This is a genomic window from Maledivibacter halophilus (assembly GCF_900167445.1).
GTDB lineage: Bacteria > Bacillota > Clostridia > Peptostreptococcales > Caminicellaceae > Maledivibacter > Maledivibacter halophilus.
In genome coordinates, this window is the sequence record NZ_FUZT01000011.1 from 179,316 (window position 1) to 201,484 (window position 22,169).

The following is a 22,169-nucleotide window of genomic DNA, read 5'->3' on the forward strand; positions in this document are numbered from 1 at the left end:
TAAAGGTTCTATTTAAATACTTGTAATATATCAGCAAATGTTTTAGCTTCCTTCAAAGCTTTTATATTTTCCTTCTTGGCTAATCTTCTTGCAAGAGAAGATAATAATTTCAGGTGAGGATTACCCTCAACATTTCCTTTACTAACAGCAAATAAAAATATTAAATTTACATCCTTTCCATCTATGGTCTCCCACTTAATAGGTTTATTAAGCTTACCAATGGCTATACCAATCTTCTTAACACTTTCAGATTGCCCATGGGGAATAGCAACTCCTTCACCTATTCCAGTCAAATCTAAAGATTCTCTATAATATATATCCTTTAAAAACATATCCAAATTCTCTATATAACCTGCATCTTTAAGCTTTTTTGACAAATATTTCAATGCTTCATCTTTATTTTGGGCTTCCATATTCAAATCTACTACTGCACTATCTAGAACATTTGCAATTTCCATATAAATATCACCTCATATGATTAAATTTAACCCCTATGTTTTTGCTACTTTAGAAAATTTAAAAAAGTATGAACAGCTTAATTCACTTCTATTTATTGGAGTTAATCAACTCTTCAATTTTTTCAACAGTCGGCATAGCATCCGATGAGCTATGTTGACTAACAACTATAGCTGCAGAGGCACTTCCATAATTCAATGCTTCATTAACCCCTTTATCTAAGGCATATAGAAAGGCCGATGCAAATGAATCACCAGCTCCAAAGGTTTTTAAAACTTTAACTCTATAGGCATTTGCTGAATATTTATTGCCCTTTTTATCAAAGGCATTTGATCCTTTAACACCGTGTTTAATGACAATTAATTCAGGTTTATATTTGAATAAATTATTTACTGTATCTAAGTCATCTCCATTTTCTGTATTTTCCAATATATTGAATTCATCTCTGGTTCCAATTATAATATCTGATCTTTTGGCAACCAATTTATAGTATATAGATGCTTCTAATTCATTAGTCCATGTATAAGGTCTATAGTCCAGTTCAAAAGCAATTTTCACTCCATTACTTTCAGCTATTTCTAAGGATCTCAAAACTGCCTCCCTGGATGGACTCATTGATAAAGCTGTTCCTGAAATAAGCAGCATTTTGGAGCTTTTAATATATTCCTCATGGATTTCCTCAGGTCTTAAAAACAAATCCGCAACATTATCACGATACATTAATATACTGCATTCAGTAGGGCTTTTTATTTCCGTAAAAGTGAGACCAATCTTATGTCCTTCATTATCAAATACAATATTTGACACATCTACTCCAACGTGGTTCATATAATCTTTTACATATCTTCCATGCTGATCATCGGAAACTTTCCCTATAAATCCTACTTTTTGTCCAAGTTTTGCACTGCCTATAGCTATATTGGCCGGTGAGCCTCCAACATACTTAGAAAAGGAATTGGTTTCTTCCATTGGTCTATTTATTTCTGCGGCATTTAAATCAACAGCTGCTCTTCCTATACAAATCAAATCATATTTTTTATTATCCATATTTAGCTACCTCCTATCTAAAATCCATTCATGATCAGGGTCATTATGGAATACCCACTTTTTAATCGGTCCTGCCATAACATTCAAATAATAGCTATTGTAGCCATCAGGAACGCCAACTGGATGATATCCCTTAGGAGCACAAACACAATCACCATTTTCCACCGCCATAGTTTCATCAATAAGCCTATCATCTGTATATATTCTTTGGAAAACAAAACCTTGAGACTTATCTATTTCGTGATAATATATTTCTTCTAAATTTGTTTCATATGGCAAATTGTTCTCATCATGCTTATGAGGAGGATAGCTTGACCAATTGGCACTATCTGTGAAAACCTCTACAACTAACAAAGACTGGGATATGTCACTATTATCGGGCAATATATTATGTACTAATCTTTTATTCATATACTTTCCTCTGTTCTCAATAGTATTATCAGAAGCTTTAATCAATGTAGTTGGCCTATCATCATCAGATTTTGCATAACAAAGAAGCACCTTACAATCGGTTTCTGCTTCTATTGCAAACTTTTTCCCATTAGATATGTATACGCTGTCGGTAGGTTTCTTATCAAACACACTATTTCGTTTCCCTATATTCTTAAAAACATTATCCCCTTCTTTTACTGTAACCTTTCCAGTTAAAACTACTATACAAAGTTCAACCCCCTGGGTATTGTTTTTAAAATTACTTCCTTTAAGTAATTTTAAAGTTTTTACTGCAGTATACTTCATTGGTGAATTCTCAAAATTGATATCTTGTAGTATATCTATTGAGTTTTTTGTTATGTTCCGAGATTTGTAAAGTAAATTACTCATAATTTCTCCTTTCTATTACTTAATTATTTGAAGTTCAATAACTCTATTGAGTTTAATATTAGTTAATTAAACCATTAGAAAAACTTTTTGTAAATTTACCCATATTTTGTTGATCATTTTGGGTAAATTGGGTAATTCTTAATTGTATTATAATTAATTGTTGGTAAATTGTCAATAAATTTTATACAAATTTGCCAAAATGGTAATTTAATGTTATTATAAATTTAATATATATATAATTATGCTATATAGACTATATTTTAATAACTAGAATCTTTTAATTTAAAACCTACTAAATCGTAAAGCTTTGGAGGTGTTTTGGAGGTAATATATGAAAAATACAAGATTAAAAAAAATAGAATCTTTCCTAAAAGAAAAAGAAACTTCTACTGTTCAAGAATTATGTGAGGTTTTTAACGTTTCAGTAAATACCATTAGACGGGATATAGCCGAATTGACTGAAAAAGGAACCGTAAATAAATTTTACGGTGGAGTTTCATACAATAAAACAAAATATTCAACCTACGAAAATAGGTCTACTCAAAACAAATCTATAAAGGATAGAATTTCTGAACTGGCGGCTAAAAATATAAAGGAAGATGAAATAATTTATATTGACTCAGGAACAACTACTGCCAATATACTTACACACTTAGACTCTAATATACGACTTACTGTTATCACAAATAGTTTGGATATAATAACCCATGCAAGTAAAATGCCAAATGTAGAGCTTTATATTATAGGATATAAATATCGTTCAATTTCTAGATCATTTATAGGTACACTTGATAATAATAAAGTGTTAAATTTCAATATAAATAAAGCCTTTATGTCCGTCAGTGGAATATCTATTTCTGAAGGATTGACTAATTCTGACTATTCGGAAACCGAAATAAAACATTCTATATGCAATATTGCAAATGAAATATTTGTTCTAGCTGATTCAACTAAAATAAATAAATCAGCTTTATTAACATACTGTGATCTTGAAGGAATAGATGCTATTTTCACAGATAAAAATTCAGATACTAATTTTAATAATTTTTGTGAAAAACATAATATTAAGATATTGATTTGTGATTAATTATAAACTATATTTTTTCAGGTATAAATAACTATAAATAACGTCAGAAAGTATTAATTGTCCTAACTATTATATTAATACTATTTAGTATAGCATAATAAAAATCCCCTATAGAATAGACTTTTTCCATTGTCTATTCTATAGGGTAAAAATAAAAAAACAAACTTATAAAACAGAAGGAAGAAACAGTTTTGTGCTCTTAATAGCAATCGTTGTGGCAATACAGCCTATGAGAGAAGAAAATGAAATACCAACATGCCCATTTGAAATTGTCAGGACTTGTTTGATAATCAAATCTGACATAATTGCAGCTGCAACATAATTGAAATATAAACATAGGGTTGGATTCATTTTTCGCCCTACCATTATTTTTACACCAATGATTCGTGATAAACGGGAAACGCTAAGTCTAATCCAAATATTTGAGGATCAAATAAATGGTACCAGGGACCTTTCATTTAATCTCTTTCATAGTATCACCTTTTCTATTTCAAGAAAATTCAATCCCTTTTAGTATCTACTTCTGCAAATTTATTACAACCTCTCCATACAAAGATGATAGTCTTTAAATATTCTCAACCTACTAATTATTATCATTTCCTAATAATAATCTCAGCAGTATATAAGTGTTTCTAATGTGCATTTTCAAATTACTTGAAGTATCATTGATGTTTATATATACTGAAAAGCATGGAGGTGAATTTATGCTTAGTATAGGTGATTTTTCAAAGTTAACACATGTTTCAGTTCGCATGCTGCGTTACTATGATGAACATGGCTTATTAAAGCCTGCCCATGTAGATAAGCATTCGGGATATCGCATGTATTCTGCTAAACAGGTGCCTGAATTACAAAAAATAGTGCTATTGCGTGATTTGAATTTTTCGGTTGTTGATATAAACAATCTGCTTAAAAATTGGAATGATAAATTTCTCGTTGAGCAACTAAATAATAAAATTTATGAAACTGAACAGCGCATACGGGCAGAAAAAAAACGAATTAATAAAATCAAATCTGTAATCAATGATATACATAAAGACCAAATTGACATTCATTATAATATTACAATAAAATCTATACCTAGCTATAATATCGTTTCATTACGAAAAAAACTACCTGATTATTCATATGAAGGAGAATTATGGTATGAATTAATAAATTTTATAAATAGAGAACATATTGATATAGAAAGGCACAGCTATAATAATATCGCAATATATCATGATGAAGGGCATGTTGATGCCGATGCTGATGTTGAAGTAGCCTTCATTGTAAAAAAACCTTCAAAAAATATAGATCAATTTGTATTTAGAGAATTGGAAAGTGTTGATCAAATGGCTTGTATGATGGTGTATGGTTCATATGAGAAACTATCTACTGCTTACCAGAGCTTTATCTATTGGTTGGATGAACATAATGAATATAAAATGAAAGGAATAAGCAGACAAGTTACTATAATAGGGGAAACAGATACTTCTAACCCGGATGACTATTTGACAGAAATTCAAATACCAGTACAAATAATATAAAACAATACTAACATATTTTAGAATAAAAAAATTACCTCTTGACCCTGACACCGTGTTAGGGTTTAATATCAAATTCGATGGGAGGAATTTAAATTATGATAAATAGAAATAACCTAGATTTTTACGTGCAACAAAGTGTGATTACCGATCCTAGGCAATATGGGAAAAAATTAAATGCACTTCCCGAAAATCCAGAAGAACTTCTAAATATCGTGCAAGGACTTGTCATACATGGTGCCCTTGGCAAGTTATATGGTATTAAATTTAGTAAGAAGCAATCTGATGAAGAATTACTTCGCATAGTACCTCAAATGCTAGAAGCTATTTTCCGACTAGATCACCGTTCTTTGACAGAAGCACGAGAGCCTAAACAGCGTCTTGTTGGCATGTGTAGAGACTACGCCCTACTTCTAGTCTCCTTTATGCGTCATAAGAAGATACCAGCTAGGCTACGAGTAGGATTTGCTAACTATTTTGATAGTGAGTTAATGTTTGAGGATCACTGGGTGGCAGAGTATTACCATGCTAAACAGAATCGCTGGATTCGTGTAGATGCACAGGTGGATGATGTTCAAAGGAAATATTATGACATTACCTTTGATACCTCTGATATGGACTCAAATTCTAACTTTCTTCTTGGAGGAGAAGCATGGATAAAAAGCAGATTAGGTGAACGCCACCCCGAAGATTTTGGCTACAATAAAAACTGGAAGGGCTGGCACTCTGTCAAAGGGAACCTGTTACATGATTTCAATTGCCTACAGGGATTTGAACTGTTGCCATGGGATTTATGGACAGAGCTTAGCACAAAAAAATTCAGCCAGCTTTCTCAAGGGGAAAAACAGTTTGTTGACGAAATGGCAGACCTTACATCAAATTGTAACACTTCAACCAATGAATTTAAAAACCTACTTGATCGTCTACCCGATGAATATATGCAATCAATTCGTTCTAAACTAGTTATTTTAGATATAATTGGTCAATCAAACATGATTAGCCCAGATTCCCTAAGTGATAAATTTCAAATAGAAAATGTGAAGATACAACAGAAATCCATTCCTTCTGATGTCATATCCACTATACCAAATCAAATACTTCTAAAAGGTGGTCGCCAGAACAACCTTAAGGATATTACTATTTCTATTCCTAAATCAAAGCTCACAGTAATTACAGGAGTTAGTGGAAGTGGAAAATCCTCACTGGCTTTTGACACAATCTATGCCGAGGGTAAGCGACGCTATCTTGACAATTTATCCAGTGGAGCAAGAATGCAGGACCAGCCTGAAAAACCAGAATTTGACTCTTTGCAAGGGCTTACTCCTACTATCGCAATCGAGCAAAAAAAGGGCAGCCAAAATCCACGTTCTACAGTAGGTACATTAACAGGTACTCTTGATTATTTGAGAATGCTATATGTGGCAATAGGTGTTTCCCATTGCCCTTATTGTGGAAAACCTTTAGTAAAAAGGAGTAAAAATAAAAATAGCTGCTCAAATTGCGATCTTCTTTTCCCAATCTTAACGGCATCCTCATTTAATCCCAATACCCATAGTGGAGCCTGTCATGATTGTAACGGTCTTGGATTTATGTACGAGATAAATCCTGATGCAATCGTAATGAATGACGAGTTATCAGTTTTAGATGGAGCCACTCACTGGTGGGGTAAATTAAGAGGCAAAAAACTTACTGGTAACTGGTGGGTAGGTGAACTATATGCAATTGCAGAACATATGAAAGTAGATCTAAATCTACCATGGAAAAATCTGCCTGAGGATTTTAAAAAGGCCGTACTTTATGGAACAGGTGATAAAATTTATAACTTTACCTACAATTCTCGTGGTAGAGAAACTGTTATTTCACGACCTGCTGCAGGAGCTTTTTCTCATATTCTCCGTCTATTTAGAGAATCGAAAACAAGTAACAATACTTACAAGCAATACATGAAGGAGATCCCATGCCCCACATGTAAGCAGGAGCTGCTTTGTACAGAAGCTAGATATACAACTATTCTAGGATGGCGTCTACCTGAATTGACAAAAATGCCAATAAGCCAACTGTACAATTGGTTTACTACCATGGTAAATAATTTACCTGAAACACAAAAAGAAAAAACAAAGGATATTTTTCCAGAAATTGAAATTCGAATTGCAAATTTAATACAGGTTGGACTTTCTTATCTCACCCTAGACAGAACAGCCCCCACTCTATCTGGTGGAGAGCTCCAAAGGGTTCGACTTTCCTGCCAATTAGATAGTGACCTTGTGGGATTAACCTATATTCTAGATGAGCCCTCCATAGGACTCCATCCTAGGGATCATCATTTAATGATAAATACCATGAAAAAGCTTCGTGATAAAGGAAACACAGTTATTGTTGTTGAACATGATAAAGATACAATGCTTGCAGCTGATCATATAATTGATGTGGGGCCTGGTGCTGGGGTTCATGGTGGTGAAATTGTTGCATCGGGAAGTGTGGAAGATATCATTAACAATCCTTTATCTATAACGGGAAAATATTTAAAGGACAACGAGCTTGAGCCATTACCAGAGTTACAAAAGCCTAAGCAATGGCTTACTCTATTAGACTGCAGGGCCAATAATCTAAAAAATATAACCGTTGATTTTCCTCTATACAAAATGTGTTGTGTTACTGGAGTGAGCGGCTCTGGGAAAAGCACCTTGGTATTTGACACCCTTATACCTGCCTTAGATGAGTCCATTAATAAGAAACGCTTAATAAATCGTAATTTTAAAAAACTACAGGGTTTCGAAGAAATTGATGGTTTCATACATATGGATCAAAGCCCTATTGGCAAATCGCCTCGTTCTACACCAGTCACCTATATTGGAGCATTTGATGAAATCCGCAAAGTATTTGCCTTACAACAGGATGCTATGGAGCTTGGTTTAGATGAAAAGCATTTTAGCTTTAACTCTAAAAAGGGACAGTGTCCAACCTGTGAGGGACGCGGACAAATCAAAGTAGCTTTTCAATACATGGCTGATTACTTTGTTACCTGCCCAGATTGCAAAGGGAAACGATATAAGCCTCAAGTATTAGGAATAACATACAAAAATAAAAGCATTTCAGATATTTTAAATATGGATGTCTCTCAAGCTACAGTATTTTGGAAGGATAATCCAGAAATTTTCAATAAGCTATCAGTATTAGAAGAGGTAGGTCTGTCATATATCAAATTAGGACAGAATACAACAACCTTTAGTGGTGGTGAGTCCCAGCGATTAAAGCTGGCTAAGGAGCTGAGTCGAAAACAAAAGAAGCATATGCTTTATATTCTGGATGAGCCTTCCACCGGTCTGCATTTCAATGATATTGAAAAACTGATTACTATTTTCAAGAAGCTGGTTACATCTAATCACACAGTATTAATCATCGAGCATAACACTGATATTATTAGCGCGTCGGACTGGATTATCGAAATAGGACCAGATGGTGGGAATCTTGGTGGAACTGTAGTTGCAACTGGCACACCAAATAATATACGAAATAACAGCAAAAGCATCACCGGCAAATACATTTAAGGAGGATAAAATATGCTTAAAAAAATAGAAATCAACAATTGGCGTTTTAAATTATTTGCCTATATGACGAGCCAAGGTGTATCTTTACTTGGCTCCACTATCGTTTCCTTTGCAGTTATGTGGTATATTACCTTGAAAACGGGATCAGGAATTGCCGTTGCAGGAGTCGCTATCACAACCTATTTGCCCCAAGCGCTAATCATGTTATTTGGAGGTGTTATGGCAGACCGTTATCCTCCTAAAAAAATTGTAATGCTGGCAGATTCAGCCGTTGCCTTTTCTACACTTGTTTTAGCTATACTCTTTTTAATTGGAATCGATGGAATTGGTTGGATATTTTTCTTTAATTCTTTACGATCCCTTGGCTCTGGGATTCAAATGCCAGCAATCAAAAGTATGCTGCCAATCCTTGTTCCTGAAAAGGAGTTGATGCGTGCAAATAGTATATACACAAGTATTTGGTGTGTTATTCAGCTTATTTCTCCTGGCATAAGCGGGATTATCATGAGCTTCATGTCAATGTCGGGAGTATTCTTTATTGACGTAATTACCGCAGCAATTGGAATTTTACTGCTTTCAACCATATCAATGCCAGCACGACAAAACAGCGTAGACAATTATAAGGCAATAGAGGAGTTAAAATCAGGAGTGAGATATATTCTATCCAACAGCTCATTGAAAAACAGCATCCTATTTTACAGTGCTTTTTCCTTTTTAGTAGTGCCAGCTTCACAATTAACTCCCCTTCTAGCTTCTCAGACATTTGGAGATGAAATTTGGATATTGAGTGCAATTGAAACAGCTTTTTCCATTGGAGCTTTACTAGTTAGTCTCTTTCTATCCTATAAGAAACTGTCAACTGAATCCTTTAAACTAATAGGTTTTTCCTCCATGTTGTTCGGTTTAGTAATGATACTGCTGATTCCAAGCAAAAATATTATTTTGTTTGTTATGCTGATGTTTATGATGGGAATAGGAAGCCCCTTATATTACACTCCATTAACAACACATATTCAAGAAATTACTGAGGAATCATATCTTGGACGTACCTTTTCTTTTGTAGATCTGTTTTCCTCATTAGCTATACCTTTTGGAATGATAATATACGGTCCACTTTCAAATTTAAGTATTGCCATACCATTTTTAATTCCTGGAGTTCTTTTGATTTTACTTGGTCTAAAATCAAAAATAATATCTTGATACTTCAATAAAAAGATATATTTTAAAGATATTCCTCTAAGTTTTTAAGGCATACTCGAAAAAACCTGCGGTCATCCAAGCCTATTCAATTAAAATGGATGTTTTCTATTCTTATATTATAAAAAGTTTCTCTACTAATAATTTGAACTCTTTATACATTAAACTAAGTAAAAGATCTAAAAATAAGATTATTAGCTTTGATGATGTTTTGATAAAAGTTCAAGAAATTAAGAAAAGAGGATATTCATATGAAGAAGATGATGTCCGATCAGGCAGTCTATGTATAGCTGAACCCATATTTAATAAAGATAACATTCTTATAGGAGTTTTAAGTATAAATGGACTAAAATCGAGACTAAACAATTTTCCATAAAAAGTATAATAGAAGAAATAGTACAATAGCAGAATTTTTTATTGACCTGCTAAGGTAAATACAAGGATACGAGATAAAGCCCACTGAAAAATCCCTTTTTTCAGTGGGCTCTACTATACTCTTATTTCTTCACCTATCCTATAGTAGGTATTACTCTAATACATTCTTTCTTTATCAACATTTATGAACGTCTTTCTTTCATTAACGTCTTGATTCCTCCGGCTTCTATGATCTTCAGTGCCTGTTCTCCAAGCTTATCACAACTAAAAACTTCGCCAGTTTCCTCAACTGTAATTATTCCCTTTTCAATGTCTATGTTAATAGTATTATTTTCTTGAACAACTTTGCTTATCCCTCTACATACGATAAGCGGAAGTCCCAGATTAATTGAATTACGGAAGAAAATTCTAGCAAAGGAATCTGCCACAACCGCACGTGCTCCCATATTTATAAGAGCTATCGGTGCGTGCTCTCTACTTGAACCACATCCAAAATTTGTACCTGCCACTACAATTCCGCCTTTTGGAAAAGAAGATGCAATATTTTCATCCACGCCACAAAGGCAATGGGATCCTATCTCTTCTGGGTCAGTGATTGCAAGAAAACGTCCTGGATAAATCTGGTCAGTATCAATATTGTTTCCAACTATAATTATCTTACCACTAATTTGTTTTTCCATTATACCACCTCCTACAGATATTCTCTTGGATCAGTGATACATCCATTTAATATACTACTTGCAACTACTGCAGGGCTTGCAAGATATATTTCAGCCTTTGTTGAACCCATACGTCCTGGGAAGTTACGGTTTGTACTGCTTATACAAACTTCACCTGGTGCCAGAATACCTTCATGGGCACCAAGACATGCTCCGCATCCCGGTGATGTAATGGTTGCCCCTGCTTTCATCAAATCCTGAATATATCCTTTTTCCATACATTTTTGCATTACTTCAGCCGATGCAGGCACCACCACAAGTCTAGTGTATTTTGATATCTGTTTGCCTTTTAATATTTTAGCTGCTTCTGCAATATCTTCTTCACGGCCTCCTGTACAACTTCCAACATATCCTTGATTCACTGCTATTGATTTCTGTGAAACAACTTCAGATAAAGGTTTAACGTTATCCACACTGTGAGGGCAGGCTAGCTGAGGTTCAATAGTGCTTACATCAAATATATGTGACTCTGCATATTCAAAATCAGAATCCGTAGTAACCACCTCATAAGGCCTTACTGTTCTCGCATTTACATATTCTATGACAGCATCGTTTGGCTGCATATACGCTGTTTTTGCGCCCATTTCCACAGCCATATTGCATATTGTCATACGTCCTGCCACATTTAGTTTTTCTACATAACTTCCGGTAAAATCAATTGCTTTATATACAGCTCCATCGGCTTTAATTTTCCCTAAGACATGAAGAATCACATCTTTTGGATATACGCCTTTAGGTTCTTCGCCCTCCAACCTAACTTCAATTATTTCAGGAACTCTGAACCATAATTCTCCTGTCATTAAAATAGTGGCCATATCTGTTGCTCCGCATCCTGTTCCCATAGCACCAAATGCCCCGTGTGTGGTTGTATGGCTATCCGTGGCAACAACAATCATTCCCGGGTAAATGACACCAGCTTCAGGCATTACCTGATGACACACACCACAGTTAGTATCGAAATGGAATGCCAAGTCGTTTTTTCGAGCAAATTCTCTCATTTCTTCATGGTTAGAAGCACTTTTTATATCTGGTGCTGGAGCATAGTGGTCAAATACAAATGCTGCTCTCCTATTATCCCAAACTTTTTCTCCACCCATTTCATAAAATGAATAAATCGTTTGGAGATATAAGTCATTAATCTCAGCGAAATCTACTTTTGCAGTTACTATTTCGCCTGCACTAACTTTTTCTCTACCGCTGTTTTTGGCAAGTATTTTTTCAATTGCATGCATAATATTCACTCCTACTTGTACTTTTCTATATGTTTTCTCATTTCTTCAACAACAATTTCGGGCTTTTCTTCCGGAACAAAATGACCACAGCCTTCAACTGCATATCCAGTTACATTATTTGCAAGATTCTCCCATATGTTCACTACATCCCAAATTTTACTGATATTGCCGTCGGATCCCCACATACACAATATTGGGGTTTCCATTTTATTTTCCCTATCAAGCATGTCATGATTCCAGTCAATAGTTACACTTGCTCGATAATCCTCTGCAATTGCATGAACTGTTTTAGGGTCAGAATAGTACCTTATATATTCCTGTACTATATCTTCTGGAAACATGTCAGCCTTTAGGGAACCAGGTATGGTTTTTTTCAAAATATTACTGCGGATAAAGTACTCAGGTCTTGCGCCTAAAAAGGTTTCTGGAAAAGGTGCAGGCTGAATATAGAAAAACCAGTGCCAGTATTTTGTTGCAATCATTTGATCTGTTCTATTATAAACATCTATTGTTGGAATAATATCCAATAGTGTGCATGACTTGATTTTATCAGGGTAATCTATCATCATTCTGTGGCAGACTCTACCACCTCTATCATGACCTGCAATATGAAATTTTTCATAGCCTAATTTTTCCATTACTATGCCCTGATCTTTTGCCATCACTCTTTTTGAGTATGTTGAATGATCATCAAGACCTTCGGGCTTGGAGCTTTCTCCATATCCACGCATATCTGTAATAACTACTGTGTAATCCTCTGCAAGTTTAGGTGCAACCCCGTGCCACATAAGATGGCTCTCTGGATGACCGTGTAATAATAAAACTACTTCAGATCCTTCCCCTGCCACCCATGTATGTATGATAACTTCACCTGTGTTAATTTCTAAATGTTTAAATTCAGGAAAATACTTTTTATTTATCATGTTTATCTCCTCCTTGTTCTAAGCCGCAAAAAAGAACGGTACTAATGTAAATAATACTGCCAATAGAGCTATACTAAGGGGAACACCAACTTTTACGAAGTCTTTAAATCTAAAGCCTCCTTGCATTACTATTACTGTAGTCGGAGATGCAAGTGGTGTTGTAATAGCGATAGACGTTGCAATAATAATTGGTGCACAAAAATATAATAGATTTATATTAAGTGCAACAGCCATAGAGATAGCCATAGGTACTACTATTGCATTTGCTGCAGTATTACTCATAAACTGAGACAAAAACCATCCTACAATACTAAGGGCAACCATAACAACGAAAACACTGGCAGTTTCACCACCAAAAAGATTAATAATCCAATCAGCCATAACTTGTCCTGCACCACTGACTTTTAAACCATTTGCCATGGAAGAAACTCCTGCCATAACTATGATTACATTCCAATTACATGTCTTTAGTGATTCTTTGATATTTACAGCATTTGTAGCCCATAATACAAGTACTCCAAGTATAGAACAAATCGCAAGGTCCCAAGTACCTGTGATAAATCCAATTATAACTATTATAAAAACAAGAGTTGTCAGTACTGGTTTCCACCTAGGAATATTATGATTTGATACTTCCTCTGAAGCCTCAAACTGAGGATCTTCAAAGTCAAAGCTTTTTTTCATGATATCATAACCGATTGTGGCAAAATACAATGTTCCAAGTACAATCATGATGATAGCGATACCGGCCATATGAAAATAACTCATATCTGTACCGGCTTCAATTACCATAGCAGCGCCTAAAGCCACAGCCCCAGATCCTGATAATGAGAGAGGTGAGCCTATTGTACTCATCAATCCTACTGGCATTAATAAATGCTTTGCTTTAACATTGCCATCGGAGGATTCTGCAAGAGAACGGGCTACAGGAACCATTGTTGCCGCTATAGCTGAGTTGGTTGTAAATCCTGTTATTAATCCGGTGAAGAGCGAAAAAGCAGCCACAAGTCCTCTTTCACTTTTTTTAGCTAACTTACCAAATAAAGTATGTGTTAATCTTTGTATTGCACCTGTTTGAAACAAACCGTTACAAATTATCATTGTTGCACCAACGAAAACTACTGTTTTACTTCCATAATAGGCGTATGCATCTTTCAAAGGTTGAACACCGAAAATTGACATTGCAACACTTGCAAACAATGCAGTTACTGCCAAAGGGAGTCTATCGATGACTACCAATATCATTGTAATAACCAAAATAATAATTGCTATAGTACTTTGATCCATTCTATTACCTCCAGTAAGGTTTAATTTTGTTATACTTGACTGTTTTTTTAAATAATGTTATTTATATATTGATATTAACATGAGGCTTTGATAAAATCTAATTTATAAAATATATATTTCTATAAATATTATTTATAGGACCTGTTAGACATATCAAGTATATGAAGGTGAGATGAAATGGATAATTCATTACTATATATTTACACAGTTTATAAAACAAAGAGTTTTTCTAAGGCTGCAAATCAACTATACATTACTCAACCAGCGTTGAGTATCGCAATAAAAAAAGTAGAACAAGCAGCTGGATCTCCTTTGTTTGATCGCAAAAAAAACCCTATTCAGCTAACCGATGCTGGCAGGATTTATATTGATAAAATTGAAAAGATTATGTTCATTGAAGAAGACTTAAAACGCCAGATACAAGACCTAGAAAACCTGCAGAGTGGTCATATAAGCATTGCAGGTACACACTATGTCAATTCATACATTTTGCCACCTGTATTAAAGGAATATATGTCAAAATATCCAAGAATAGAAATAGAAATACTTGAAAACGACCCTGAAAAAAATCTAGAGTTACTGAAAGAGGGAAAAGCAAATATTTCGTTTAATGCTGGTGAATACAACAAAGATGACTTTAACACTGCTGTTGCCTTCAACGACTTTATATTTTTAGCTGTTCCTGAAAATTTTGTTTTAAATTTCGATTATGAAAAATATGAAGTAAAATATGAAGAAATAGCTGAAATGAATTATCCCTATGATGAATTGATTGAAACACCATTGACTTTTTTTGATGATTTACCAGTGATTCTGTTAACTCCCCATAATAGTCACTATCACACTACCCAAAAAATTTATAAGGAAATTGGTATTGAACCCAATATAATATTATTGGTAGATCAGTCCGCAACGGCATATCATTTAGCAGCTTCAGGTATAGCTGCAGTTTTTGTCAGCGACCTCATTATTACTAATAATAAACCTAATAGAATGCGTTATTTCAAACTTCAGACACAAGTAACCAAACGTACTTTTCTGGGGCTTACAAATAAATCCAGATACACAACAAAAGCTACAAAGGAATTTATCAGAATTATGCAAAGCACTTATGATTCTTTGTCCCTCTAATATATCAGTTAATAAAGTAACCCAGTATACTATAAATTCTTTGAAACTTTATATGCACTTCTAGTGGTATTTGCAAGACGCCCTATTTTGTCAGCATCACCAACCACATAGAGATTTTGATACTGCCCTACTAATTTTTTGTGAAAATTATCAACTGGACGAATACCCACTGACAACACCACTTGATTAACTGCTACTTTTTTCTCTTTTCCATTTTTTGTATTCTGGATTGTTAACTCTTTTTAAGATACTTTTTTTCGGATATTAATGTTCTATATTCCACGAGGATAAGGTAATTTAATAATCCGTGAATTCTATGGTTATTGTAGTAGTTTACATAATCAAACAATAGATATTCAAGCTCCTCAAAACTTTCAAATATTTTATTAAAATTAAATTCTGGTTTAACAACTTTAAAGGCTGCTTCTTCTACTACATTATCATAGGGGCAGCCCTTTTTGCTTAGAAAGCGATTTATTTTAAATGGAGCTATTAAATCATCTATAAGCTTATTTTTAAATTCATTTCCCCTATCAGTATGTAATATTTTAATCTCTTTTAGTGGTCTTTGGATCTTTGTAAATGCTTTGTAAAAAAGGTTTGCATCCTTATTTTTTTTATTATATCACGTCTGAGTTTTTACTGTCTATTTAAGTATAACCGATCCAATGAATATAATATCTTTTCTGATTTTGATATGAAAAGAATAGGAAATATTCCCAGTATATATATAAAATTTTAGATGAAATTATCACTCCTTGCCTTGTTCATGCCGACTTGTGAGATTGTAATGTATTAATGGAGATGCAAATTTTGAATTAGCAAGTGGTTAGATTATAAGTGATGATTTTATTTCTGGATACGGTAGTTTTCAAAGATAAAATTTAAAATATTTAACCCCAAAAAATTTACATGCTGTTATATGATTTAATTGACTTTTATGTTTAGCTTGTTGAATATGATAATATGCAAAATAGCATTGATGCTAAAGATAAGGTGTTGCAATTAGTTGATAAATTGTATATTTTAAGAGAATAGTGAGCATATTTCTAAACATAACACTCATATAAAAAAGTTTTGCTATTTATGTCTGCAATTTCCCTTTTCTTAAAATCACTGTATACATGGATTCTTTTAAATCCTGCTTTCAATATTAGCTCGTCCAATTCTCCAAAATCATATAATTTTATACGAAAATCCATTTCTTCTTTTCGTAGCAAATCAACACCATCATATAATTCATACAAGCTCGGTGATAATAGTATTTTTTTATGTTTATCATAATAATTCTTAGTTTTTAAAACTAAGTCGTAACCTTCCTGGGTCTTTACTCGACAATCTTCAAGATAATCTTTCCTATCAGGAATTATATTAGCAGTTGTTTCAGCAGCAAAAACAAATTTACCTTTTGATGTTAGTGATTCTTTCATTTTCATCAGTACATTAAAAGCAGTATCTTTATCAAGAAATAATGAAAATGAACCAGATGTAATAAAAATATAGTCAAATTTTTCTTTGCAGCGAAATTCTTCGATAGAACTTTTAAACACCTGAGCATATGGAGCTTTTCTATAAAGTTCTTCTAACATTTCCGTAGACATATCAAATCCAGTAATATTAAAACCTTTTTTTAAAAAAGGTACTAAAAATCTACCAGTGCCACAAAGTGGTTCTAATATATTCATTTTGTTATTTGCATATTGTAAATAAAATTGTAATTCATCTTCTGGTGCAATAGGATGTAGCAATTCATACATTGTTGTACATAAACTTCCATAATAATTAATCATTTACACTGTCCTTTCAATTTTTTTATTGGCACATAAATTTCCATAACTGTATCTGGCCTAAAATGACATCGTTCATCATAAAATTCAAAATCTAACTTTTCTTCATCATATTCATAATCATTTTTCATAAACCATTCGCTAAATATATATTTCCATGACTGATTAATAACTTGTGCAAACTTTTTTTGTTCTGGATCATCTACCGTATCAATTGGAACAGTTGTAAATACTGCATACTCAGCTTCTGGAACTTCAGCAGTTACCATATCAGAAGTTACTTTTGAAAAATCCTCAACAATAACACCTAATAGATAAGTTACGTCTCCATTATCAGAAAAAGGCATACATAATCCGACTTCCCCATGTTTTAATGGTGTAAGAATTTTATATAGTTTATCTTCTAAACTCTCTCCTCTATAATTACTCCAAAAAGATGCAACATCTTTTGTATAATTGCTATCTGAAACATTCGTTTTGATACCATAACCAGCAACTTTAAAGTTCGCTTTTTTAATAATATATGGCTCCATCATAAAATTTCCTACAGATAAAATATTTTGATTTTTGTAATAAGTTTTCATTCTTTCAAGATATTGTGTTGGACTATACCCAAATTCTTTACGAAAAGCTCTTGCAAAACTACTTGGAGCTTCAAATCCCCAATTTAATGCAACATCAATTATCTTTTGACCTTCCAATAAGTCTATTGTAGATAGGGACAACTTCCTTTTTCTTACATATGTCATTAATGGCATACCTTTTATAAAAGAAAATACTCTACAAAAATGATATAATGAGTAACCCATTTCCTGTGTAATCTTTTTAGCTGTAAGAGGCTCTTTAATATGTTCTTCTATATACTCAATACAATCTTCTATATCCTTTCTATAATTCATTACATAGCCACCTACTTTCTAAAGCTATTATTATAATATAGTAAAACAAAATATTTTTCTGTTCCTATTTTGCTATTTTTATTGCTAAAATTAACTTTGAATATTACCAATCATTATACAAACTTATATTTTAATATGCAATCATTACATAAAAATAATTTGTTATTTTGTGATAATGTCAAACAAAGAATTCCTATTCAACAATCAGTGAAATAATACCAAAAGATTAATACAATAATTTGTAAACTGTTCTGAAAATAGCCAATAAAAAATCCTGAATTCCATTTCAATAATTCAGGATTTTCTACTCATTTTTAACATGTTCCCACATACCATATTATATAGCAATTTTTATTTTGATACTCCTTTTTATATCTTTTCCGACATAATTTTCACTACTTTTCCTAAAAGAATAGAAATCACAAAACTGTAGTCCGCACCATCAAAAGCAAACTTATTGCCATAAATGATTCCCAGCAAACCGAAAACCTCTCCTTCTGAAACGGACAAGTCAATCCCATTGATGATGCATAGATCCCCATAGGATTTACAGAGACCAGAAACTTGAATAATTGATTGCATTTCATAATACCTCCATTACTTGTTGCAGGTTAAGGTTATCATAGGACAAAGGAGTGGTGGCATAGTGTAGACTTTATTTTTTCATTTGCTGCATTTTTTCGATCTGAGCCACTGCGTATAGCATATTGATTTTTGTCTCAGCCAGAGAAGTCAGAAGTTTGTCACAAGCGGTTATGACATCTTCATTGGCTTTTGGTGTGTTAATGGTTTTTCGAATATCGGCAGAGGGATTGTATGACAATTCCTGAAGCATACGCAAAATTGCTGCCAGAGAATAGTTTGCACACCGAAGGGAACGAATTATCTTAAGTCGCTGAATATCTTCATAAAAATAAACACGGTATCCATTCTGTTTGCGCTTGACTGTGATTAATCCATTAAGTTCCCAATTTCGAAGAGTGTCTATTGTAATATTCAATACTTCAGCTGTTTCCTTTCGGGTAAGATTAAGTGTTTTTATCGGTATATCCGCATCATTACCAATCAATATTTTATGTGCAATTTCAATAGCTTCTTCTGCACGGTTCATCTCCAGATCCAACTGCTGTAAATAGCATTCTGCCATTTTCTTAGCATCCTCGAAATTGCTAAGGGCAGAAACTTTGAGGATATCTACAGCTTGCTTTCGCAGGCCGTTTTGTAATACTTCAACCTTAAGAACTGCTCTCGCCATTCTAAACTGCTCTATGTGAAGATCTGTAAAGACCCGATATCCATTACTCAGGCGATCCGGTTTGGAAATCAACTTGCACTTTTCATAGAGTCTCACTGTATTCACGTGGATACCGATGATTTGTGCAACTTCATAGGTTTTATAAACATTCATTGTATACACCTCCATTCTCATGATACTACATATTAAAAGGTTGGTGGTTTAATGTAGAGTTGTTAGTATACTTCATAAAAGACTCAAAAGCAAGCATACTTATTTAACCCTACACTTAACCACCAATCATCCTTTTAAAGGTATACTTTCTTTGTACAAATAATTTACACTTATGGAAGGAGAGTATAATACTGTGAATATTGTAATTAGAGGTGCTCGTGAAAATAATTTAAAAAACATCAACATAGAAATTCCCAGAAATAAACTGATTGTTTTTACAGGTCTATCCGGTAGTGGAAAATCAACATTGGCGATGGAAACCCTGCAGCGGGAGTGTCAAAGACAATATATGGAGTCAATGGGGATGACAATGGAAATGGGATCTAAGCCAATGGTGGATTCTATCGAAGGACTTTCACCAGCCATTTCCATTAATCAAAAAAATGCAAATCGTAACCCACGTTCCACAGTAGGCACTGTCACTGAGATTTCCCCTTATTTAAGAGTTGTATTTTCAAAATTGGGCAAAAGACCTTGTCCTTATTGCGGTAAGACTATTACACAAAACTATGCAGAAGAAACTGGAGAAATATTTGCAGAGATACCAGATCAAACGGTAGAATCGACTGAGATGTATGAACGTATGATGCCTTGCCCCCATTGTGGCAAAAACATTGTGGAACTCACCGCAAGCCACTTTTCCTTTAATAAACCGTCTGGAGCTTGCCCAACATGTAAAGGTATCGGGATCGTTAGCTTACCCAATGTCAATCTGCTGATTGACAAGAAAAAAAGTATTGGTGAGTTCGCTATACAAGGTTGGGATCAAGTATATATTGACCGATATGGCTCTTCTCTTGTAAATGCTGCCAAATATTACGGATTTAACTTTAACCTTTCCTTGCCTATTGAACAATATAGTGAAGTAGCTATGGATTTATTACTTTATGGGGTTTTGAGCGAACATTTTATACGGCATTTTCCTGATAAAAAACCTCCCAAGACCGTTCCTGAAGGTCGTTTTGAAGGAGTTGTGACAAACTTGATGCGCCGCTATGATGAAAAAAAATCATACAGCGCAAAGCAACGGATCGAAAAATTTTTGATACAGCAGAAATGCCCGGATTGCCACGGTATACGGTTCAGAAAGGATATACTTGATGTAAAGGTCTATGGTATCAATATCACAGAAGCGTTGTCAATGCCGCTGACAGAATTGAGCAATTGGCTGAAAAGCCTGAGGGATTTTTTGACTCCGGAAGCAATGGCAGTTATTCATCAAGTCTTGGAGGATTTGATACGCCGTACTGACCGTATCGTTAAGGTAGGAGCAGGTTATCTCCACCTAAATCAGCCCAGCGTTTCTCTTTCGTCAGGCGAATCTCAGAGAATTAAGCTCGCTTCCATTCTTGGAAGCAGTTTAACAGGTGTACTTTATGTTTTAGATGAACCATCCACCGGGCTTCATAGCAGAGATACTTCAAAAATTATTGAATCCTTGTGTCGGCTTCGTGACATGGGAAATACAGTTGTTGTCATTGAGCATGACCTTGAAATCATACGGGCAGCAGACCATATTATAGATTTTGGTCCCGGTGCAGGTAAGAACGGTGGGCAAATTGTGGCATCTGGAAATATATCTGAAATTATAAACTGTGCCGAATCCATTACAGGGAAATATCTCAGCGGTATCATCCATACTCCAAGGTACATAAAATCATGTGGAAATGGAAATAGCATTACCATTCGCCATGCCAATAAAAACAACTTGAAAAACCTGAGTCTAGATATACCACTTGGAAAGTTTATTACTGTGACAGGTGTATCCGGAGCGGGCAAATCAAGTTTGATATTTGGAGAACTGGCAGAAGCTGCTGACGCCTATTTTCATCAGCCCCTTAGAAACAATAAAGATAATTTTAAGGGCTTTGAAAGTTTAGAAAATGTAATTGTAATAAACCAAACATCCATCGGACGCTCCCCACGTTCCAATGCAACAACCTACACAGACATTTTTTCTGATATTCGAAATTTATTTGCCTCTATTTCAGCAAAACAGAATACTAGATTACAAGCAAAACACTTTTCTTATAATGTACCCGGTGGACGATGTGAAAAATGCCAAGGAGCTGGTAAGCTGTCAATTCCCATGAACTTTCTTCCTAATGTTGAAGTAGTCTGCCCTGTTTGCCGGGGAAAAAGATATCAAAAATCTGTATTATCTGTAAAATACAAAGGACTTAACATTGCTGAAGTACTTGATCTCAGCGTTGATGACGCCGTAGTGTTATTTGAGCAAAAGAAAAAAATTATTAAAAAGCTAAAAGTTCTACAGGATGTAGGATTGGGATATCTTGGACTTGGACAATCCTCTACGACATTATCTGGTGGTGAAGCACAGAGATTAAAACTAGCAAAAGAGCTATCAAAGCAGACTGGAAATCAAACGATGTATCTTTTTGATGAACCTACTTGTGGGCTGCATCCCCATGACACAAATCGTTTAATTCGAATATTTCGTCGTTTGGTTCAAATGGGCAATAGTGTCATTGTTATTGAACATGACCCAGAGGTAATTATAGCTTCTGATTGGGTAATTGATCTTGGACCAGAAGGTGGAAATCATGGTGGACAAATCGTTGTTCAAGGTACCCCGGAAGAAGTTGCGAAACACTCGAATTCCGCAACAGGACTGATTCTGTCACAACTTATTTCTAATAGATAA

At 34.2% G+C, this 22,169-nt stretch carries 20 protein-coding genes and 1 pseudogene; 7 read left to right on the top strand and 14 right to left on the bottom strand.

Translation table 11 applies throughout. The features are described 5' to 3' along the window. Positions 1–8: 8 nt before the first annotated feature. The 3 genes from B5X81_RS20045 to iolB form a co-directional block, all read right to left on the bottom strand. On the bottom strand, positions 9–458 hold the full coding sequence (locus B5X81_RS20045) for a PTS sugar transporter subunit IIA (protein ID WP_079494293.1): 450 nt from the start codon (positions 456–458) through the stop codon (positions 9–11). 88 nt (positions 459–546) lie between these two features. Then, complete coding sequence (gene iolC, locus B5X81_RS20050) at positions 547–1,503, bottom strand: 5-dehydro-2-deoxygluconokinase (RefSeq protein ID WP_079494295.1); 957 nt, start codon at positions 1,501–1,503, stop codon at positions 547–549. A 6-nt stretch (positions 1,504–1,509) separates the two neighbouring features. Next, on the bottom strand, positions 1,510–2,325 hold the full coding sequence (gene iolB, locus B5X81_RS20055) for a 5-deoxy-glucuronate isomerase (RefSeq protein ID WP_079494296.1): 816 nt from the start codon (positions 2,323–2,325) through the stop codon (positions 1,510–1,512). Between the two features lie 331 nt (positions 2,326–2,656). Between iolB and B5X81_RS20060 the strand changes: the two genes are divergently transcribed. Further along, positions 2,657–3,412, top strand: coding sequence for a DeoR/GlpR family DNA-binding transcription regulator (locus B5X81_RS20060; protein ID WP_079494298.1), 756 nt, complete (start codon positions 2,657–2,659; stop codon positions 3,410–3,412). Positions 3,413–3,577: 165 nt separating this feature from the next. Here B5X81_RS20060 and B5X81_RS28845 read toward each other — a convergent pair whose 3' ends face one another. Further along, a complete protein-coding gene (locus tag B5X81_RS28845) occupies positions 3,578–3,778 on the bottom strand; it encodes a hypothetical protein (protein WP_079494299.1) in 201 nt (66 codons plus the stop codon). 269 nt (positions 3,779–4,047) lie between these two features. Between B5X81_RS28845 and B5X81_RS20070 the strand changes: the two genes are divergently transcribed. The 4 genes from B5X81_RS20070 to B5X81_RS20085 all read left to right on the top strand — a co-directional run bounded on the left by B5X81_RS20070 (position 4,048) and on the right by B5X81_RS20085 (position 10,059). Continuing rightward, entirely contained in the window at positions 4,048–4,941 is an 894-nt protein-coding gene (locus tag B5X81_RS20070; protein WP_244282177.1) for a MerR family transcriptional regulator, read from the top strand. Between the two features lie 95 nt (positions 4,942–5,036). Beyond that, a complete protein-coding gene (gene uvrA, locus B5X81_RS20075) occupies positions 5,037–8,486 on the top strand; it encodes an excinuclease ABC subunit UvrA (RefSeq protein WP_079494302.1) in 3,450 nt (1,149 codons plus the stop codon). A gap of 63 nt (positions 8,487–8,549) precedes the next feature. After that, positions 8,550–9,686: an MFS transporter gene (locus B5X81_RS20080; protein WP_244282170.1), complete on the top strand. Its 1,137-nt coding sequence runs from the start codon at positions 8,550–8,552 to the stop codon at positions 9,684–9,686. Between the two features lie 94 nt (positions 9,687–9,780). After that, positions 9,781–10,059: an IclR family transcriptional regulator domain-containing protein gene (locus B5X81_RS20085; protein ID WP_079494305.1), complete on the top strand. Its 279-nt coding sequence runs from the start codon at positions 9,781–9,783 to the stop codon at positions 10,057–10,059. Positions 10,060–10,240: 181 nt separating this feature from the next. On the opposite strand, the gene B5X81_RS20090 is transcribed toward B5X81_RS20085, so the two are convergent. The 4 genes from B5X81_RS20090 to B5X81_RS20105 all read right to left on the bottom strand — a co-directional run bounded on the left by B5X81_RS20090 (position 10,241) and on the right by B5X81_RS20105 (position 14,219). Then, positions 10,241–10,738: a LeuD/DmdB family oxidoreductase small subunit gene (locus B5X81_RS20090; protein WP_079494307.1), complete on the bottom strand. Its 498-nt coding sequence runs from the start codon at positions 10,736–10,738 to the stop codon at positions 10,241–10,243. Between the two features lie 11 nt (positions 10,739–10,749). Then, entirely contained in the window at positions 10,750–12,009 is a 1,260-nt protein-coding gene (locus B5X81_RS20095) for a 3-isopropylmalate dehydratase large subunit (protein WP_079494308.1), read from the bottom strand. 11 nt (positions 12,010–12,020) lie between these two features. After that, complete coding sequence (locus B5X81_RS20100; RefSeq protein WP_208985103.1) at positions 12,021–12,857, bottom strand: alpha/beta hydrolase; 837 nt, start codon at positions 12,855–12,857, stop codon at positions 12,021–12,023. A 93-nt stretch (positions 12,858–12,950) separates the two neighbouring features. Beyond that, positions 12,951–14,219 carry an SLC13 family permease gene (locus B5X81_RS20105; RefSeq protein ID WP_079494311.1) on the bottom strand — a complete coding sequence of 423 codons (1,269 nt, stop codon included), beginning with the start codon at positions 14,217–14,219 and terminating at the stop codon, positions 12,951–12,953. A gap of 177 nt (positions 14,220–14,396) precedes the next feature. Here B5X81_RS20105 and B5X81_RS20110 point away from each other — a divergent pair, with 177 nt between their 5' ends. Further along, entirely contained in the window at positions 14,397–15,350 is a 954-nt protein-coding gene (locus B5X81_RS20110; protein WP_079494313.1) for a LysR family transcriptional regulator, read from the top strand. 29 nt (positions 15,351–15,379) lie between these two features. Here the strand turns inward: B5X81_RS20110 and B5X81_RS27625 are convergent, their stop codons facing one another. The 6 genes and pseudogenes from B5X81_RS27625 to B5X81_RS20135 all read right to left on the bottom strand — a co-directional run bounded on the left by B5X81_RS27625 (position 15,380) and on the right by B5X81_RS20135 (position 19,444). Then, positions 15,380–15,520, bottom strand: a complete 141-nt coding sequence (locus B5X81_RS27625) for a hypothetical protein (protein ID WP_170917514.1) — start codon at positions 15,518–15,520, stop codon at positions 15,380–15,382. Between the two features lie 62 nt (positions 15,521–15,582). Then, positions 15,583–15,966, bottom strand: a pseudogene (locus B5X81_RS20115) (IS3 family transposase); the annotation flags it as partial. Between the two features lie 433 nt (positions 15,967–16,399). Next, a complete protein-coding gene (locus B5X81_RS20120; RefSeq protein WP_079494316.1) occupies positions 16,400–17,140 on the bottom strand; it encodes a class I SAM-dependent DNA methyltransferase in 741 nt (246 codons plus the stop codon). Further along, entirely contained in the window at positions 17,137–18,036 is a 900-nt protein-coding gene (locus B5X81_RS20125; RefSeq protein ID WP_079494317.1) for an AraC family transcriptional regulator, read from the bottom strand. Before B5X81_RS20125 ends, B5X81_RS20120 begins: the two co-directional genes overlap by 4 nt. Before the next feature lie 369 nt (positions 18,037–18,405). Further along, complete coding sequence (locus B5X81_RS20130; protein WP_079494319.1) at positions 18,406–18,618, bottom strand: hypothetical protein; 213 nt, start codon at positions 18,616–18,618, stop codon at positions 18,406–18,408. A gap of 73 nt (positions 18,619–18,691) precedes the next feature. After that, positions 18,692–19,444: a MerR family transcriptional regulator gene (locus B5X81_RS20135; RefSeq protein ID WP_079494320.1), complete on the bottom strand. Its 753-nt coding sequence runs from the start codon at positions 19,442–19,444 to the stop codon at positions 18,692–18,694. Positions 19,445–19,637: 193 nt separating this feature from the next. On the opposite strand from B5X81_RS20135, the gene uvrA (B5X81_RS20140) reads away from it, so the two are divergent. Then, entirely contained in the window at positions 19,638–22,169 is a 2,532-nt protein-coding gene (uvrA, locus tag B5X81_RS20140) for an excinuclease ABC subunit UvrA (protein WP_208985104.1), read from the top strand.

Coding starts and splice junctions, on each gene's coding strand:
- B5X81_RS20045 (WP_079494293.1), bottom strand. CDS start 458: ATGGAAATTGCAAATGTTCTAGATAGTGCAGTAGTAGATTTGAATATG.
- iolC (WP_079494295.1), bottom strand. CDS start 1,503: ATGGATAATAAAAAATATGATTTGATTTGTATAGGAAGAGCAGCTGTT.
- iolB (WP_079494296.1), bottom strand. CDS start 2,325: ATGAGTAATTTACTTTACAAATCTCGGAACATAACAAAAAACTCAATA.
- B5X81_RS20060 (WP_079494298.1), top strand. CDS start 2,657: ATGAAAAATACAAGATTAAAAAAAATAGAATCTTTCCTAAAAGAAAAA.
- B5X81_RS28845 (WP_079494299.1), bottom strand. CDS start 3,778: ATGGTAGGGCGAAAAATGAATCCAACCCTATGTTTATATTTCAATTAT.
- B5X81_RS20070 (WP_244282177.1), top strand. CDS start 4,048: ATGTGCATTTTCAAATTACTTGAAGTATCATTGATGTTTATATATACT.
- uvrA (WP_079494302.1), top strand. CDS start 5,037: ATGATAAATAGAAATAACCTAGATTTTTACGTGCAACAAAGTGTGATT.
- B5X81_RS20080 (WP_244282170.1), top strand. CDS start 8,550: ATGACGAGCCAAGGTGTATCTTTACTTGGCTCCACTATCGTTTCCTTT.
- B5X81_RS20085 (WP_079494305.1), top strand. CDS start 9,781: ATGGATGTTTTCTATTCTTATATTATAAAAAGTTTCTCTACTAATAAT.
- B5X81_RS20090 (WP_079494307.1), bottom strand. CDS start 10,738: ATGGAAAAACAAATTAGTGGTAAGATAATTATAGTTGGAAACAATATT.
- B5X81_RS20095 (WP_079494308.1), bottom strand. CDS start 12,009: ATGCATGCAATTGAAAAAATACTTGCCAAAAACAGCGGTAGAGAAAAA.
- B5X81_RS20105 (WP_079494311.1), bottom strand. CDS start 14,219: ATGGATCAAAGTACTATAGCAATTATTATTTTGGTTATTACAATGATA.
- B5X81_RS20110 (WP_079494313.1), top strand. CDS start 14,397: ATGGATAATTCATTACTATATATTTACACAGTTTATAAAACAAAGAGT.
- B5X81_RS20120 (WP_079494316.1), bottom strand. CDS start 17,140: ATGATTAATTATTATGGAAGTTTATGTACAACAATGTATGAATTGCTA.
- B5X81_RS20125 (WP_079494317.1), bottom strand. CDS start 18,036: ATGAATTATAGAAAGGATATAGAAGATTGTATTGAGTATATAGAAGAA.
- B5X81_RS20130 (WP_079494319.1), bottom strand. CDS start 18,618: ATGCAATCAATTATTCAAGTTTCTGGTCTCTGTAAATCCTATGGGGAT.
- B5X81_RS20135 (WP_079494320.1), bottom strand. CDS start 19,444: ATGAATGTTTATAAAACCTATGAAGTTGCACAAATCATCGGTATCCAC.